17 protein-coding genes and 2 riboswitches are annotated in these 16,667 nt (G+C 68.8%); of the genes, 12 read left to right on the top strand and 5 right to left on the bottom strand.

The window, feature by feature from the left end:
- A complete protein-coding gene (gene gcvT, locus ACL9RL_RS06530; protein WP_422779404.1) occupies positions 1-1,116 on the bottom strand; it encodes a glycine cleavage system aminomethyltransferase GcvT in 1,116 nt (371 codons plus the stop codon).
- A gap of 57 nt (positions 1,117-1,173) precedes the next feature.
- A riboswitch (glycine riboswitch) is annotated at positions 1,174-1,280 on the bottom strand.
- 1 nt (position 1,281) lies between these two features.
- Positions 1,282-1,368, bottom strand: a riboswitch (glycine riboswitch).
- A gap of 169 nt (positions 1,369-1,537) precedes the next feature.
- Here gcvT and ACL9RL_RS06525 point away from each other — a divergent pair.
- The 8 genes from ACL9RL_RS06525 to ACL9RL_RS06490 all read left to right on the top strand — a co-directional run bounded on the left by ACL9RL_RS06525 (position 1,538) and on the right by ACL9RL_RS06490 (position 9,989).
- Positions 1,538-2,308, top strand: a complete 771-nt coding sequence (locus ACL9RL_RS06525) for an NUDIX hydrolase (protein WP_422779403.1) — start codon at positions 1,538-1,540, stop codon at positions 2,306-2,308.
- Positions 2,305-3,636, top strand: a complete 1,332-nt coding sequence (gene nadA, locus ACL9RL_RS06520; RefSeq protein WP_422779402.1) for a quinolinate synthase NadA — start codon at positions 2,305-2,307, stop codon at positions 3,634-3,636. Before ACL9RL_RS06525 ends, nadA begins: the two co-directional genes overlap by 4 nt.
- Before the next feature lie 2 nt (positions 3,637-3,638).
- A complete protein-coding gene (nadB, locus tag ACL9RL_RS06515) occupies positions 3,639-5,417 on the top strand; it encodes an L-aspartate oxidase (RefSeq protein WP_422779401.1) in 1,779 nt (592 codons plus the stop codon).
- Positions 5,411-6,262, top strand: a complete 852-nt coding sequence (nadC, locus tag ACL9RL_RS06510) for a carboxylating nicotinate-nucleotide diphosphorylase (protein WP_422779400.1) — start codon at positions 5,411-5,413, stop codon at positions 6,260-6,262. Before nadB ends, nadC begins: the two co-directional genes overlap by 7 nt.
- Before the next feature lies 1 nt (position 6,263).
- On the top strand, positions 6,264-7,418 hold the full coding sequence (locus ACL9RL_RS06505) for a cysteine desulfurase family protein (RefSeq protein WP_422779399.1): 1,155 nt from the start codon (positions 6,264-6,266) through the stop codon (positions 7,416-7,418).
- 113 nt (positions 7,419-7,531) lie between these two features.
- Entirely contained in the window at positions 7,532-8,524 is a 993-nt protein-coding gene (locus tag ACL9RL_RS06500) for a glycosyltransferase family 2 protein (protein ID WP_422779398.1), read from the top strand.
- A gap of 88 nt (positions 8,525-8,612) precedes the next feature.
- Positions 8,613-8,798, top strand: a complete 186-nt coding sequence (locus ACL9RL_RS06495; protein WP_422779397.1) for a hypothetical protein — start codon at positions 8,613-8,615, stop codon at positions 8,796-8,798.
- Positions 8,799-8,873: 75 nt separating this feature from the next.
- Positions 8,874-9,989 carry an N-formylglutamate amidohydrolase gene (locus tag ACL9RL_RS06490; RefSeq protein ID WP_422779396.1) on the top strand — a complete coding sequence of 372 codons (1,116 nt, stop codon included), beginning with the start codon at positions 8,874-8,876 and terminating at the stop codon, positions 9,987-9,989.
- A 7-nt stretch (positions 9,990-9,996) separates the two neighbouring features.
- Here ACL9RL_RS06490 and ACL9RL_RS06485 read toward each other — a convergent pair whose 3' ends face one another.
- Complete coding sequence (locus ACL9RL_RS06485; RefSeq protein ID WP_422779395.1) at positions 9,997-11,343, bottom strand: anaerobic C4-dicarboxylate transporter; 1,347 nt, start codon at positions 11,341-11,343, stop codon at positions 9,997-9,999.
- A gap of 176 nt (positions 11,344-11,519) precedes the next feature.
- On the opposite strand from ACL9RL_RS06485, the gene ACL9RL_RS06480 reads away from it, so the two are divergent.
- Together ACL9RL_RS06480 and ACL9RL_RS06475 are read left to right on the top strand one after the other, a co-directional pair.
- Positions 11,520-11,744: a hypothetical protein gene (locus ACL9RL_RS06480; protein ID WP_422779394.1), complete on the top strand. Its 225-nt coding sequence runs from the start codon at positions 11,520-11,522 to the stop codon at positions 11,742-11,744.
- 185 nt (positions 11,745-11,929) lie between these two features.
- Positions 11,930-12,841 carry an SDR family oxidoreductase gene (locus tag ACL9RL_RS06475; protein ID WP_422779393.1) on the top strand — a complete coding sequence of 304 codons (912 nt, stop codon included), beginning with the start codon at positions 11,930-11,932 and terminating at the stop codon, positions 12,839-12,841.
- Here the strand turns inward: ACL9RL_RS06475 and abc-f are convergent.
- Positions 12,828-14,495 (bottom strand): ribosomal protection-like ABC-F family protein, encoded by a 1,668-nt coding sequence (abc-f, locus tag ACL9RL_RS06470; protein ID WP_422779392.1) that lies wholly within the window; start codon positions 14,493-14,495, stop codon positions 12,828-12,830. The genes ACL9RL_RS06475 and abc-f overlap by 14 nt on opposite strands.
- A gap of 128 nt (positions 14,496-14,623) precedes the next feature.
- Here abc-f and ACL9RL_RS06465 point away from each other — a divergent pair, with 128 nt between their 5' ends.
- Positions 14,624-14,971, top strand: a complete 348-nt coding sequence (locus ACL9RL_RS06465) for a LysR family transcriptional regulator (RefSeq protein WP_422779391.1) — start codon at positions 14,624-14,626, stop codon at positions 14,969-14,971.
- A gap of 7 nt (positions 14,972-14,978) precedes the next feature.
- On the opposite strand, the gene ACL9RL_RS06460 is transcribed toward ACL9RL_RS06465, so the two are convergent.
- Positions 14,979-15,215, bottom strand: coding sequence for a hypothetical protein (locus ACL9RL_RS06460; protein ID WP_422779390.1), 237 nt, complete (start codon positions 15,213-15,215; stop codon positions 14,979-14,981).
- A gap of 350 nt (positions 15,216-15,565) precedes the next feature.
- Positions 15,566-16,120: an isochorismatase family protein gene (locus ACL9RL_RS06455; protein ID WP_422779389.1), complete on the bottom strand. Its 555-nt coding sequence runs from the start codon at positions 16,118-16,120 to the stop codon at positions 15,566-15,568.
- A 159-nt stretch (positions 16,121-16,279) separates the two neighbouring features.
- Here ACL9RL_RS06455 and ACL9RL_RS06450 point away from each other — a divergent pair, with 159 nt between their 5' ends.
- Positions 16,280-16,615, top strand: coding sequence for a DUF2510 domain-containing protein (locus tag ACL9RL_RS06450; RefSeq protein ID WP_422779388.1), 336 nt, complete (start codon positions 16,280-16,282; stop codon positions 16,613-16,615).
- Positions 16,616-16,667 lie beyond the last annotated feature (52 nt).

Genomic DNA, 16,667 nt, shown 5'->3' with positions numbered 1-16,667 from the left:
TTACTTCTCTCTCGTGTAGAAGGGCAGCGTGGTGACGGTCGCGGGGATCTTCGTACCGCGGACGTCGATGGTGAGGACCGTTCCAGTGGCGGACTGGTCGGGGTGGACGTAGGCCATCGCGATGGGGTGGCCGAGGGTGGGTGAGAGCGCACCGCTCGTGACCTCGCCGACCTCGACGTCGCCGTCGAACACGGCGTAGCCTGCCCGGCCCGCACGACGCCCTTCGGAGACGAGGGCGACGAGCACGGGCGCATCCGCGGGAGGTCCGGCTTCGACGGCTGCACGGCCGACGAATGCGCCGGGCTTGCTCAATGCGACGACGCGGCCGAGCCCTGCTTGCACGGGGAACGTACCCGTGCCGAGTTCGTGGCCGTAGAGCGGCATGCCTGCTTCGAGGCGCAGCGTGTCACGGCTCGCGAGCCCGGCGGGGACGAGGCCGTGGGATGCGCCCACCGCTTCGATCGCGCGCCAGAGCCGTTCGGCGGCGTCGGCCTGCACATACAGTTCGAAGCCGTCCTCGCCCGTGTACCCGGTGCGGGCGACGAGCAGCGGGAGGCCCTCGAAGAGCGCATCGGTGCAGCGGTAGTAGCCGAGCTCTGCGAGCGGCGTGCCGAGATCCGTGATCGCTGCGACCGATTCGAGGATGGCGCGCGATGCGGGTCCCTGGACGGCGATGAGCGCAGTCGCGTCGCTCTGGTCCTCGACGGTCACGTCGAATCCGGCAGCACGCTCGCTGAGCGCTCGGAACGCGGCCTCCCGGTTGCCGGCGTTCGCGATGACGAGGAATCGCTCGTCGGCGAGTCGGTACACCACGATGTCATCGACGATGCCGCCCTGCTCGTTGAGGATGAGCGAGTATTTGGCCTGCCACAGCGCGATGGCGGACAGCTTGCCGGCGAGCGCCGTGTCGAGGAATGCAGCGGCGTCCGGCCCGGCGACGAGGATCTCGGCCATGTGCGAGAGGTCGAAGATGCCGGCGGCCGTGCGGACGGCGTGGTGCTCTGCGAGGTCGCTGGAGTAGCGGACGGGCATCTGCCAGCCGGCGAAGTCCGTGAAGCTCGCGCCTGCGGCTTCATGGACGGGGTGCAAAGGACTGGTTCGTTCGAGATCGGTCACGAGTTCTCCGGGGTCGCGTGGTGCGCTTCGGGTACGACAAGCGCGCCCGTTGGGAACTCCCCCTCTGTCATTGGCCTGAGAGTTTCGCGAGCGACGGATCGACGTCCGTGCTGCTTTCACCGTCGGCGAGCGCCACAGGATGGTGACGCTGCTTTCCAGAGTGGCCAGTTCGATGCGGTACAGGACCTGAGAGATTGGCGGGGAGGCTTGCTCCTTCGGTGCCGGGTGAACCGGCTCTCCCGCATCGTGTTTGCGGCCCGATATTCGTTTGCGCGCCCAGCATATCGTGGTTCGCCGCGCTTGCGGGAGTCGGTGTTCTGGTCAGGTGTACACTAAGGCTCGGAACAGTAAGAGTCAGACATACTCTTAGTTGATCGCGATGTCGTTGGATCGACATCGCCCGAGCCACCGGGAGCACACGATGGGTGAGAGCGCAGCAGATCAGGGCCTCGCGGACGCGGCGAGCGTCAAGCTGGCCGTGTCCACCGTCATCTTCACGCTCCGCACCGATGACGGCTTCGGTGCGACGGATCCGACCCCGGCCATCTGGATCCCGCTCGTCCGCCGCATCCGCGAACCGTACGACGGGCTGTGGGCGTTGCCAGGCGGCCCGCTCGGCGCGGAGGAGTCCCTCGCGGACGCGGCACGGCGCACACTCGAAGTGACGACATCGCTGCGCCCCCGCTACCTCGAACAGCTCTACGCGTTCGGCGACATCGACCGCTCGCCGGACGAACGTGTCGTCTCGATCGTCTACTGGGCGCTCGTCGGCTCAGAGGAGGCCAAGCGCACGCTCGTCGGGCAGAACGTCCGCTGGTTCCGCACCGATGCGCTCCCGCGGCTCGCCTTCGACCACGAACTCATCGTGGAGTACGCGCTGTGGCGGCTCCGCAGCAAACTCGAGTACAGCCACATCGCCCACGCCTTCCTCGGTGAGACGTTCACGCTCACAGAACTGCGCGAGGTCCACGAGGCCGTCCTCCAGAAGCAACTCGACCCGGCCAACTTCCGCCGGCAGATCGAGTCGTCCGGGCAGGTCGTCGCAACCGACGAGCTCCGCACCGGCGGCCGGCACCGTCCGGCGAGGCTCTACCGCTTCAACCGCTCCTCCGAGTACGCCGACCACGGCCCGCTCGCCGGTGCAGACCCCACCGAAACCGCACCACCAGCACGCATGCAGGAGCTCTCATGACCCTCACCGCTTCCGTCGACGCCATGATCCAGGAGATCGCGAACGGCCAGACCGCAGGTTCCACCTGTGCGCCGGAGCTCGCCTCCGGCCCGTGGGTCTTCGACCTCACTCCCCCGAGCTACGGTCCGGGCGCGTCGATGGGCGATGTCATCCCAACGGGTTCCCCCCGTCAGGGCCAGCTGCCCGCCTCCTACCGCGATGCTGATCAGGCGGACCTGCACCGGCGGATCGTGGCTGCGAAGGAGACGCTCGGCGATCGCGTTGTGATCCTCGGGCACTTCTACCAGCGCGACGAGGTCGTGCAGCACGCTGACTACGTGGGCGATTCGTTCCAGCTCGCGAACGCGGCGAAGGCCCGAACCGAGGCGGAGGCGATCGTCTTCTGCGGTGTCCACTTCATGGCGGAGACGGCCGACCTCCTCTCCGGTCCGGAGCAGGCGGTCATCCTGCCGAACCTGGCCGCCGGGTGCTCGATGGCGGACATGGCGAACATCGACCAGGTCGAGGAGGCCTGGGAGCAGCTCGAAGCCCTCTACGGAACCGAGCCCGATGCGGATGGCCGCGTGCCCGTCATCCCCGTCACCTACATGAACTCGTCCGCGGCGCTCAAGGGCTTCTGCGGTCGCCACGGCGGCATCGTCTGCACCTCGTCCAACGCCGAGACAGTGCTCAAGTGGGCCTTCGAGCGCGGTCAGCGCGTCCTCTTCTTCCCCGACCAGCACCTCGGCCGCAACACGGCCAAGAAGCTCGGTGTGCCACTCGAGCACATGCCCATGTGGAACCCGAACAAGGCGCTCGGCGGCAACGACGCGCAGGGGTTGCAGGAAGCGGAGGTCATCCTGTGGCACGGCTTCTGCTCCGTGCACAAGCGGTTCACGGTCGACCAGATCGATCGCGCGCGCGCAGCCCACCCCGGCGTCCGCGTCATCGTGCACCCCGAGTGCCCGATGCCCGTCGTCGACGCCGCGGACGAGGCCGGTTCGACTGACTACATCCAGAAGGCGATCGAGGCGGCCCCGGCGGGCACGACCTTCGCGATCGGCACGGAGATCAACATGGTGCAGCGCCTCGCCGCGCAGTACCCGCAGCACACGATCTTCTGCCTCGACGACGTCATCTGCCCGTGCTCCACGATGTACCGCATCCACCCGGGCTACCTCGCCTGGGTGCTCGAAGGGCTCGTCGCAGGCGAGGTCATCAACCGGATCACCGTCTCAGACGACGTCGCCGTCCCCGCACGGCTCGCCCTCGAACGGATGCTGGCCGCGAAGCCGCCCGTCGCGGCTCAGGCAACCACCGTCGCGCCGGCTCAGACGGTCGAGGTCTGACCGTGACCAGGGTCGTGGTGGTGGGCAGCGGCATCGCCGGGCTCGTCACCGCCATCCACGCGAGCGATGAGCACGAGGTCGTCCTCGTCACGAAGGACGTGCTGGGGCAGAGCAACACGCGTTACGCGCAGGGTGGCATCGCCGGCGTGATGTTCGACGACGACTCCGTCGAGTCGCACGTGCAGGACACACTCACGGCCGGCGCTGGGCTGTGCGACGAGGAGGCCGTGCGGGTGCTCTGCTCCGAGGGGCCGGATCGCATCCGCGAGCTGATCGCGTACGGAGTCGGATTCGACCGTGCGGGCTCGGCGCCAGATGCGGCGTTCGCGAAGGGCCTCGAAGCTGCCCACTCCTACCCGCGGGTGCTGCACTCGGGAGGCGATGCGACGGGCGCGGCGATCGAGGCGGCTCTCGTCCACCGCGTGCGGGAGACGAGTGTAGCCATCCACGAGCACACCTTCCTCGTCGACCTGCTCGTCGAGGCCGGCGCCGTGCGGGGAGTGCTGCTGCGGGCAGACGGCGAGGAGTTCGTCGTCCGGGCCGACGCGGTCGTACTCGCGACGGGCGGCGCGGGACAGCTCTACCCGCACACCACGAACCCGCTCGTCGCAACGGGTGACGGTGCAGCGGCAGCGCTCCGAGCCGGAGCTGCGCTCGAAGACGTCGAGTTCGTCCAGTTCCACCCGACGGCACTCACCTCCGCGGGCAGCTTCCTCGTGTCGGAGGCCGTGCGCGGCGAAGGGGCCGTCCTCCGCGACGCATCAGGCGAGCGTTTTATGCAACGCGTCCACCCGGACGCTGAGCTCGCGCCGCGCGATGTCGTCGCGCGTGGGATCGCGGCCGCGATGGCTGCTCAGGGCGGGCTGCCGGTGGTCCTCGATGCGACGATGCTCGGCGCGGAACGGCTCGCGACGCGCTTCCCCGGCATCGATGCGGCGGTGCGGGCGTCCGGCATCGACTGGTCGCTCGAACCGGTGCCCGTCGCCCCCGCCGCCCACTACTGGATGGGCGGGGTGCGGACCGATCTGCACGCACGGACGAGCCTTCCCTGGCTGTACGCGGTCGGCGAGGTCGCGCGGACCGGGGTGCACGGCGCCAACCGGCTGGCCTCGAACTCGTTACTCGAAGGCGCGGTGTTCGGTGCGCGGGCGGCTGCGGCGATCGGCGTGGACCTGCAGGTGGGCCCTTCGACAAGCTCAGGGACCGGGAAGGGCCCGGTCATTGAGCTCCAAGACCCGGTCATTGAGCTTGTCGAAATGCACCGCTCGGGCCCTTCGACAAGCTCAGGGACCGGGAATGGCCCGGTCATTGAGCTTGTCGAAATGCACCCTTCGACAAGCTCAGGGACCGGGACGGACGGCCCTTCGACAGGCCCAGGGACCGGCGGAGGCTCAGGGACCAGGGCGGACGGCTTCAGCCGGGCAGCACTCCACGAACTGCTGTGGCGCGACGCCGGCCTCATCCGCACGGGCGACGGCCTCGCCGCCGCAGCCGGAATCCTCGACGGGTGGGCCGCCGAACAGACCGCCCCGCCGACGACCGACGAGGAATCCGAAGACCAGAACCTGCTCCTGCTCGCCAGGGCGATCGTCGCCGCAGCCCTCCAGCGCACCGAGTCGCGCGGCGCCCACGCCCGCAGCGACTTCCCGCTGACCGACCCGATCCAGGCTGTCTCGACGACCGTCGTCACCACCGGGGCCGCCGCCCGCACCATCGCAACCCCCTCGCTGGTCGGCGCCGCCGTCCACGTCCCGTCCGGAGAGATGCTCGCCTCATGCTGACCGATCGAATCATCACCACCGCCGTCACCGCGGCCCTCGTCGAGGACGCGCCGTGGGGCGACCTCACCTCCGAGGCGCTCATCCCCGCCGATGCGACCGCGACCGCGACGCTCAGCGCCCGCGAACCCGGCGTCTTCAGCGGCGGCGCGGTGTTCGCCGCGGCGTTCCGTCTGACGGATCCGAGCATCGAGGTCACGGTGATCGCCAACGACGGCGAGCGGTTCGAAGCCGGCGACACCCTCGCAACCGTCTCAGGCCCCGCCCGCTCCGTGCTCACGGCGGAGCGCATCGGCTTGAACTTCGTCCAGCGGATGAGCGGCATCGCGACCCTCACGAGCCTGTTCGTCGCCGAGACGGAGGGCACGAAGGCGCGCATCGTCGACACCCGCAAGACGACTCCTGGGCTCCGCGCGTTCGAGCGTCACGCCGTGCGCTCCGGCGGCGGTCACAACCACCGGTTCTCGCTCTCGGACGCGGTCATGGCGAAGGACAATCATCTCGCCGTCCTCACCGCTCGCGGCCTCACCGTGACCGAGGCGCTGCTGCAGGCCAAGGAACAGCTGTCCCACACGACGCACATCGAGGTCGAGGTGGACCGCATCGATCAGATCGAGGCCGTGCTCGCCGCGGGGATCGACACGATCATGCTCGACAACTTCACCCTCGATCAGCTGCGGGAGGGCGTCGCGCTCGTCGCGGGGCGTGCGATCGTCGAAGCCAGCGGCAACGTCTCCCTCGACACGGTCCGCGACATCGCCGCCACCGGGGTCGACGTCATCTCCTCCGGTGCGCTGACGCACAGCGTCCGCTCGCTCGACCTCGGGCTCGACGTCACGGTCGTCTGACGTGCTCTACCTGGACAATGCGGCGACGACGCCAGTACGCCGCGAGGTGCTGGAGGCGATGTGGCCGTTCCTCACGGCCACCTTCGGCAATCCGTCGAGCCATCACACGGTCGGTGAGGCTGCGGCCGGAGCGCTTGCGGACGCCCGCCGTCGCATCGCCGCTGTCCTCGGCACACGTGCCGGCGACCTGGTGTTCACCTCTGGCGGGACCGAGGCCGACAATCTGGCGGTCAAGGGGATCGCCCTCGCGGCGCTCGAAGCCGGGACCGGGCGGCATCTCGTCACCTCCCCCATCGAGCACGAGGCCGTCGCGGAATCGGTCGCGTACCTGCGACGGTTCCACGGATTCGAGGTCACGGTCCTCCCCGTCGACGGAACCGGCCTGATCGATCCGGCCGAGCTCGAATCCGCCCTCCGACCAGACACCGCGCTCGTCACGGTGATGACAGCGAACAACGAGATCGGCACCGTCCAACCCATCAGGGCGCTCGGGGCGATCGCCAGGTCCCACGGCGTCCCGATCCACACCGATGCCGTCCAGGCGGCCGGCTGGCTGGATCTCGGTCTGGACAGCCTGGGCGTGGACGCGCTGAGCCTGTCCGGCCACAAGCTCGGTGCACCGAAGGGCGTCGGTCTGCTCGCGGTGCGCGGTGCACTCCCCCTCGAACCCGTGCTCCACGGCGGCGGACAGGAACGCGGGCGACGCAGTGGCACCGAGAACGTGGCGGCGGCGGTCGGGCTCGCGACGGCCCTGGAACTGGCGGAATCCGAACGGGCCGATGCCGCCCGCCGGGTGAGCGCGCTCCGCGACGACTTCATCGCGCGGGTGCAACATGCGGTGCCGAGCGCTGTGCTCACCGGTCACCCCATCGAGCGACTTCCCGGCATCGCCTCGTTCTGCTTCCCCGGCACGAGCGGCGAGGCGGTCCTCCTCGAACTCGAACAGCGCGGCGTCGTCTCCTCGAGCGGCTCGGCGTGCGCCGCTGGCAGCGACGAACCGTCCGCGGTGCTCCTCGCGATCGGCATCGCTCCGGAGGTCGCTCAGACGGCGGTGCGCTTCAGCTTCTCCAGCACGGTCACGGAAGCCGACATCGCGGGTGCGGCAGCCGCCGTCCCCCTCGCTGTGGCGGCGGTCTCCGGCCTCCGCCAGGCGTAACGGAGCATCGCAGGCCGTGGTCGGCTGCCGGACGCGGGGCGCCGCTGACACATGCATGTCGAAAAGCGACGCGAGTCGGGAATAGTCGAACCGTCCGCATGATTGGGTCTCACGTGGAGCACCCTCGCCGCCAGCCGGCCATCACTGTCATCGTGCCGATGCACAACGTCGAACCGTACCTCGACGATGCGCTCGCCAGCCTCTCCGGCCAGTCGTTCAGCGACTTCGAAGCCATCCTCGTCGACGACGGTTCGATCGACGGGACGATGCGGATCGCCCGCGAGCGTGCCGGGGCAGATCCGCGATTCCGGATCATCGAGCAGGACCACGGCGGGCTCTCCGCCGCGCGCAACCGCGGACTCGATGAGGCTCGGGGCGAGTACATCGCGTTCTTGGACGCCGACGACGTCTTGCCGGAGGACGCATACGCGAACCTCCACGGCACGCTGAGCACGTCCGGCTCCGACTTCGTCGCCGGCGCCTACGTGCGGTTGCGGCCCGGCGACGACGGCTATGAGCTCGGCGTCGTCCAGCCTTGGATCGAGCAGTCGAACCCCGGCCTGGTCGGCACCACACTCGCCGAGCACCCGGAGGCCGTGGCGAACATCGTCGCCTGGTCGAAGCTGTCGCGCCGCGACTTCTGGGAGCGGCACTCGTTCCGTTTCCCGGTCGGCGAGCTGTACGAGGACCAGGTCCTCGCGGCCAGGTTCTACGCCCAGGCCACGTCCTTCGACATGATCCCGGAGGTCGTGTACCACTGGCGGATCCGGGCGGAGGGCACCTCGATCACGCAGCGCGAACAGGAACTCGCGACGCTCGCCGCCTGCCTCCAGGCGATGACCGGCATGCTGGACGCGCTCGATGAGGCCGGTCACGGCACGGCGGCGCAGGCCCGGCTGCGGCAGAACTTGCAACGCGACCTCCCCCGGCTCGCCCAAGCGGCGGAACAGGGCGGACACGAGCACCTGGCGACGCTCGCCGCCACGGTCGCGGCCTCGCTCGCACGGGCGGAGGAGACGACCCTGGATGCGCTGACCACGGACGAGCTCGCCAGGCTGCGCTCGCTCGCGGCGTTCGCCGGGCACCTCGAATCCGTCGATCACTGAAACCCGGCAAGCCCGCGACGGGCCGCCGATTCGCAGCGGATCGGCGGGATCTCTGGCCGTTCGGGTCGCCCTCGGCTACGGTGGTCCCATGAGCAGCGAGCAGGAACGCAGAGCGCACGAGGACGAGAACCTCGACCCCATCACGCGCCACCTCGCGGCGCGCGATCCCGAGTACGACCTCCACACGGAGCGTCTCGTGGCGCCGGAGGAAGAGCTGCTGAAGAACTGGCTGCCGCACGCCACCCCGACCGACGGCCCCTCGCCGGCTCCCTGAGCTGGCGGAGCACCACTTCGCCGTTCGACTCCGCCGCCCTTCCCGCGGGACGCACGGCAGCGGTAGAGTCTGGCCATGTCAGACTCGACGCCGGTCCTCATCCCAGCCGACACCGTCTTCCGGCCGGAGGACATCACCTTCTGGGCCGACCAGCAGCATCGCAGTCTCGATGAAGCCATCGCCGGCGCCGATCTCCTCGTCAGCTGCCCGCACGCCGGCGCCGCCATCCCGGCGGAGATCGCCCAGTTCCTGTCCCCCGCGTTCACACGACGCTTGCAGTACGACTTCACCGACGTCTCCACGAGCGCGGTCGTCCGGCGCTGGGCGGCGATCGATCCGCGCATCGTGTACGTGGAGAACCCGCACCCGCGGCTCATCCGCGACCCGAACCGGCAGAAGCCGGCCGATCTGCGCGCATCACTGCGAGAGGCATTCGACCGGATCCGTCAGGCGGGGCCCTACGTCAAGACCGATCTGACCGGGGTCGACGCGGTCCGGCCCGTCACCTTCTCCTTCTATCCGTTGCTGCTCGTGCCGGAGACGGATGAGGAGATCGATGCGATCGCCGACACGTTCACCCGGGTCGCGTCCCACGGTCTCGGCGTCTACGAATCGACCAGGGATGCGCTCACCGAGCGATTCATCGATCGGGCGCTCGCACCCGGGAGCTCCGGCGCGCACTTCACCCGGCTCTCGTTCCACGACACGATGAACACGACCACCACAACCGACGGCGCCGTCAACGTGCCCCGCGACCCGGCAGACCGGCTGCCCGACGTCGTCGCGCTCTCCAACCGGGGCGATCACAACGGCGACCCCATCGGCGATTCCCCCGTCACGATGCGGCCGGACCTCGTGCGCGCGCTCGCGGACGCCCACCGGACCGGCTTCGCCGTCGCGGATCCCGCAGCGGTCGCCCTCAACCAGCCGTACCTCGGCAGCTACGAGATCATCGACGCCGGTGCTCGGTTCCGTGAACTCGATGCGGAAGCGGCCGAGGCAGGTGCGACGTTCAGCGCCGTGCAGGCGGAGTTCCTCCGCGAATACCTGCTCGGCGAGGCGAACACGGCGATCCTGCGCGAGCCGGGCACCGGCTGGGTGACACCTGACGCCGAACACGTCGACCGCCTGGCACATGCCTGCAAGGCGGCCTGGGACGCCTACCGGACGGCGACGGCAGCCGACAGCTGAGGCGCGATCAGGCGGTCCCCCACAGCAGACCGAAGATCGCACCGAAGATGATCGTGATCACGGCGAGCACCAGCGTCGGGACGAAGAACGAGTGGTCGACGAGCTTGGTGCCGAGCTTCGTGCTGCCCGACTCGTCGAAGTTCGCCGCGGCGATCTGCGAGCCGTTCGTCGGCAGCAGGTAGATGCCGGCGAACGCGCCGGCCCACATCCCGGTCAGCAATCCGATCGGGATGCCGGCCGCGAGCCCGATGGGGACCACGGTCCTCGTCGCCGTCGACTGGCTGGTGGTGAGCACACACACGAGGAACACGCCGAGCGCGAAGATCCACGGCAGCGCCGCGACCCAGCTGCCGACGGTGTTCGCGATCTCCTGCTGGTGCGCCGAGAGGAAGGTGTCGGTCAGCCAGGCGAGACCGAAGAGGGCGATCGCCGAGACCATACCGGCACGGAACACGGTCATCGTGGGGATCTCGGAGACCTTCGGGCGGCAGATCAGCAGGATGAGCGTTCCGGCGAGGAACATGACGATCTCGATGATGGGCGTCATGCTCAGCGGGTCGCCGTCGCCGTCGAGCGGACGGAGGCCCTTGAACAGGCCGAGGACGACGATCGCGATGACGCCGGCGAAGAAGATGAGGGCGGCGTTCCGTCCCTGGGTCGTGACCGTCACGTCCGCGGCCTTCAGCGCACCATCGGTCTTCGGCGCCTGGAGCGTTCCGGCCGCGATCTTCGCCTGGATCTCGGGGTCGTCGGCGATGTCCTTCCCGAGCCGGGACACGATGAACGAGGCGAGGACGATGCCGACGATCGCCGCGGGCAACGTGACCTTGATGATGTCGATCAGCTCGAAGTTGTACGGAGCGACATCCGTCAGCGTCACCATCGCCGCCATCGCGGCGGACACCGGGCTGCAGGCGAGCGCGACACCGGTCGAGACGACCGAGAGCGAGAGGGGGCGGGACGGACGGATGTTGTTGCGGTAGGCGACGTCCTGGATGACCGGGAGCAGCGGATACAGGATGTTCGAGGTGCCGGCGCCGGCGGAGAAGAGGAATGACACGAGCGGGGCGACGAGCGTGATCTGCTTGGGGCTGCGCGAGATGAGCTTCGCCGCGATCGACACCATCCAGTCGATACCGCCCGCTGACTGCATCATCGATGAGGCGAGGACCACGGAGAGCACGATGAGCAAGGCGTCGACCGGTGGCGAGCCGACGGGCTCCTGGAAGACGAACACGAGGATGGCGACACCCGAGCCGCCCCAGAGGCCGAGCCCGACACCGCTGGATCGTGTGCCCATCACGATGCAGCCGAGTACGACGACCAACTCAAGGATGAATCTGACGGTTTCCATACGAACCCTCCCCGTGCCCCTCGTCGGGCTGCTCGTAGCGTACTGGTTCCTGAACGTCAGGTGTGGGATTTTCTGAGGTCCGCATAGCGGGGACCGAGGTGGGACGCAAGGCGTTGCACCCTCCGCGGCAGAGCGGCGAGACTGGACGGGTTCGTCACGGATCAGTGGACGAACACGTGTTCAACACCAACACGGGGGAGGGCGACATGGGAATCCTGGATGACGCGAAAGACGCACTGAAGGCCACCGGCGAGAAGATCGGCGATGCCGTCGAGGACGCAAAGGAACGCATCGAAGACAAGGTCGACGAAGCGAAGGCCGACGCGAAGGTGAAGCAGGCGGAAACCGAACGGGACGCCACCAAGGCCAAGAACGATTACAAGGAGCAGCTGCGCGACTAGTAGCGAGCGCTCCGCACACGAGACCCCGTCGCCTGCCAGGCGGCGGGGTTTCGTCGATTTCCCGGCTGCCGCGACGCTGATGGGCGCCACCGTTCTCTGGGACGTTGCTGAGGACAGCGGGTGCAACGGTCGCCGACTGTGACAATCGAAGGAGACGCGCGCGTTCGCCATCGACGAGGAGACCCATGTACACCGTCCCGGATCAGACCGGCCGCAGCATCATCGTCACCGGCGCCAACAGCGGAACGGGCAAAGAGGCGACGAAACGGCTCGCGGCGGCGGGCGCACACATCGTGATGGCGGTCCGCACCCCAGCCAAGGGCGAGGCGGCGCGTGACGAGATCCTCCGCATCGTCCCCGAGGCGAGCCTCGAAGTCCGCCGCATCGACCTGGCGGAGCTCGCCAGCGTCCGAGAGTTCGCGGCCGGGATCCTCGAGGGTGATCGCCAGATCGACGTCCTCGTGAACAACGCCGGCGTGATGGCCCCGCCGAAGCGCCTCACCACGGCGGACGGATTCGAGCTGCAGTTCGGCAGCAACTTCCTCGGACCGTTCGCCCTCACCAACCTGCTCCTCCCCCATTTGCTGCAGTCGGAGCGTGCCAGGGTCACCACGATGTCGAGCGGTGTCGCGGCGATCGGCAAGATCCGTTTCGACGACCTCCAATGGACGAAGCGATACTCGCCATTCCTCGCCTACGGGCAGTCGAAACTCGCGGACATGCTCATGGCATCCCGGCTCGGCGCCATCGCCACCGAGCGTCGCTGGCGGCTCCTCAGCACGATGGCGCACCCCGGCTTCACGAGGACCAACCTGCAGACCGCCGGCGCGAATCTCGGGCGCACAAGGCCCAAGGCGCCGAGCGATCGGACCTTCATCCCCTCGCAGGGTGTTGAGCAGGGGACGGAACCGTTGCTGTTCGCGGCCGCGAGCCCATCGGTCGTCCAGGGCGCCTACTACGGGCCGGGCGGAACGTTCGGGCTCGTCGGCGAGACCGAACTGGTCGCAGAGCTCCCACGCAGCGCGCGAGGGGTCGACCTCGCGGCGTCGCTGTGGGCGGTCGCGGAGGAACTCACCGGGACGTCTACACCTCGCTGACCGTGCCGGCGTCGACCTGCCACCGACGCTCGGTGCGGACGTTCTCGAGCATCCGACGGTCGTGGGTCACGAGGAGCAGCGTGCCCTCGTAGGAGTCGAGCGCCTGTTCGAGCTGTTCGATGGCAACGAGATCGAGGTGGTTCGTCGGTTCGTCCAGGACGAGCAGGTTGACGCCGGTCGCCTGGAGTACCGCGAGCCCGGCGCGAGTGCGCTCGCCCGGCGACAGGCCGTCGACCGGACGATTCACGTGGTCGGCTTTGAGACCGAACTTCGCGAGCAGCGTCCGCACCTCGGCCGCGGACAGCTCGGGCACGATCGCCTCGAACCGGTCGGCCAGCGGTTCATCGCCCACGAGCAGTGAGCGGGCCTGATCGATCTCGCCGATCCGCACACTCGTCCCGAGGCTCGCCGTCCCGCTGTCTGGGACCTGACGGCCGAGCAGCGCGCGCAGCAGCGTCGACTTGCCGGCGCCGTTGGGCCCTGTGATGCCGATGCGGTCGCCGGCGTTCACCTGCAACGACACCGGCCCGAGCGTGAAGTCGCCCTGACGGAACACGGCGTCGCTCAGGGTGGAGACGACCGTGCTCGACCGCGGCGCGGAGCCGATCGTGAACTGCAGCTGCCACTGCTTGCGCGGCTCCTCGACCTCGTCGAGCCTGGCGATCCTGCTCTCCATCTGGCGCACCTTCTGCGCCTGCTTCTCGCTCGACTCCATCGACGCCTTCCGCCGGATCTTGTCGTTGTCCGGCGCCTTCTTCATCGCGTTCCGCACTCCCTGGCTCGACCATTCGCGCTGCACTCTGGCCCGACCGATGAGGTCGGCCTTCTTGGCCGCGAACTCGTCGTACTCCTCGCGCTGATGCCGCCGCGCCGTCTCACGCTCCTCCAGGTAGGAGTCGTAGCCGCCGCCGAAGACCCGGTTGGCGCTCTGCGCGAGGTCCAGTTCGAGGACGCGCGTGACGCAGCGTGCGAGGAACTCGCGGTCGTGGCTCACGAGGACGACGCCGCCGCGCAGCCCGCGGACGAATCCTTCGAGTCGTTCAAGGCCGTCGAGGTCGAGGTCGTTCGTCGGTTCATCGAGCAGCACGATGTCGAACCGGGACAGCAGCAGGGCGGCCAGACCGACGCGTGCCGCCTGTCCACCGGAGAGCGAGGTCATCAACGTGCGCTCGGCGAGGTCCGCTTCGAGGTCGAGTCCGAGGTCGGCGAGGACGGCCGGGATGCGGTCGTCGAGGTCGGCCGCCCCGCTCGCGAGCCAGCGGTCGAGGGCCGTGGAATAGACGTCGGCCGGGTCGAGGCCGCCTGAAGCCCCTGCGTCAGGGTCGCCGAGTGCCGCCGCCGCGGCATCCATCTCCTCCGTCGCCTGGGCGCAGCCGGTCCGACGTGCGATGTAGGCGGCGATCGACTCGCCCTCGACACGCTCGTGCTCCTGCGGCAGGAACCCGACGAACGCGTCGGACGGCGACAGGGACACCGTCCCTCCCTGCGGTTCGGTGACACCGGCGAGGATGCGCAGGAGCGTCGACTTCCCCGCGCCGTTGACGCCGACCACGCCGACGACGTCCCCTGGTGCGACGGTGACGTCGAGCGAGTCGAAGAGTGTGCGGTGGCCGTATCCCCCGGCGAGGTTCTGGGCGACGAGTGTTGCGGTCATCCTGCAATCGTCTCATTTCCCGCCGTGTCCGCACGCACCGCGTGATCCAACGGCCGGGCACGGCCTGGCACTCTCGCGTAGTCTGTCAACGGGCCCGGACGACCGGCTCCGATGGAAGGCATCACCGTATGGACCACAAACTGCTCCGCTCGTTCGTCGCGGCGGCCGAGACCCTCCACTACGCGAAGGCCGGCAAGCTCCTCGACGTCCCCCGGAGCACGGTCGTCACCGACGTCCGCAAGCTCGAAGGCATCCTCGGTTACGAGCTGTTCCGTCGCGATGTCGAGTCGACCCAGCTCTCCGACGCCGGCGCGGCCTTCCTCCCGGACGCGCAGCGCCAACTGGCCGCATCGGCTGCTGCTGCGGCCAGGTCCGCTCCTGCCCCCGGCGGCAAGGCCAAGGCGTCCAAGGGCAAGGGCCGCGCACCCAAGGTCAAGGGCGAGCCGCTGCCCTACAAGAAGCGTCAGGGACGCTGAGCCGTCGTCAGGCGGCTCCTGGCCGCCGCGCGAACGACAACGCCTCAGGGAATGTCGTTGCGCGCCAGGTGTGGGGCGGTCCGGGAGAGACCGACAGCACGTCATACGCGCCGTCCCGTTGCTCGATGTACGCGAGGACGTAAGTCGCGTCCGATGGATTCTCCGTCGCGTCGGCCACTCGCCATTCGTGTGGACTCAGTTCGACGATGTCGAAACCCGGCACCTTCAACGTTGATCTGTGCATCTCGGTCTGTCCTTCTCCGGACCGGCGTGTACTGCGTCGGCCACCATTCGACCGTAGATCGTCTCGCCGTCTGGTGATTGGGGATTGACATCTCGCCGTGCAGCGCGTCCGCGAACGTCCTCCGGGGTGCGGAGGCCAGCGCGCCACCCGAACGGGCTCGCTGACCTCCTGGATGTCCTGAAGGTCCTGGCTGGGTCCGGGCAGGGCGCCCTGTCTGTGAGCCTAAGACCCCGGTGATCTGCGTGTCTCCCCCACGAGCACGGCACAGTTCTGCCCTGGGGAACAGTGGCAGGCCCGCCTTGGGGAACAACAGCTCGCCCGCGGTGGCGGACGGTCTGCGGACGCGACGTTCAGGCGCTGAACGAGACGCCGCTCGTCTCGACCACGGCGGCCGTGCGTCCCGGTGCGGTGTGTTCGCCCCAATACAGGTTCGTGTGCGCGATGACGAGTTCCGGTGGCGGCGCGCCCCACTCGGTGAGGTCCTCCGTGGTGTGCGCATCGGCGACGAGGGTCACGTCGTAGCCGCGCACGAACGCGCCGTGGATCGTGGACCTGATGCACTCGTCGGTCTGGGCGCCGACCACCACGAGCCGACCGACCGCGGCCTTCGCGAGCTCCGCTTCGAGCGTCGTCTCCTCGAACGCGTCGCCGTAGTGCTTGTGGACCAGCGGTTCACGAGAGCGGCGGACGAGCTCCGGGACGTACTGCCACGCATCGCTGCCCTCGACGAGGTGGTCGTCGGCGTGCTGGATCCAGACGACCGGCGTCCTTGCTCGTCTGGCCCGGTCGACGAGCGTCGCGATGTTCGCCACCACCGAGTCCCGCCCGACAGCGCCCTCAACGACCCCGCGCTGCACGTCTAGGACGATGAGCGCGGTGTTCGGTCGGTCCGGCAACGTGGTCATTCGAGGTCCTCCACGAGTTGTTCCATCGCGTCATCCTCCCACCACGGGCGCCGATCATGGGAGGCGTTGATTCGATGGGCTGCTTGTGTCTAGGCGGACCGCGACGTTCGCTGTGCGGCGGCACGGTTCCGGGTCAGATTCGTGTTCTACGATCAGCCCATGACGAACGAAACACCCCCACCTGGCTGGTACCCGGACGCCTCTGGCGCCAGACGCTGGTGGGACGGGGCGGAGTGGGCTGAAGATCTGGAAGAAGCCCCGGTCCGGCAACGGAATCCCCTCGGAGTCGTCGCACTCGCCGTCGCCCTGTTCGCGCTCATCGCGGCGTCGCTGAGCTTCCCGCAGGTGTTCACCTGGGTGGTGTCGTTCATCAGCGTCGGGCTCGCCGTGGGTGCGCTCTGCCTGCCCGGCCGGGGTCGTGGTTCCGCGATCTGGGGCATCATCGTCGCCGTCTGCGCGTTCCTGGCGACGTTCGTCCTCTCCACCGTGACGTGACGGCAGCAATCCACTCCGCCATTCCCCCCTGCACCCGCTGCTTCACCTGCTC

Origin of the sequence: Plantibacter sp. Mn2098 (assembly GCF_049319745.1) — a bacterium.
Lineage (GTDB): Bacteria > Actinomycetota > Actinomycetes > Actinomycetales > Microbacteriaceae > Plantibacter.
This window is presented reverse-complemented; position numbering and strand designations above follow the sequence as displayed.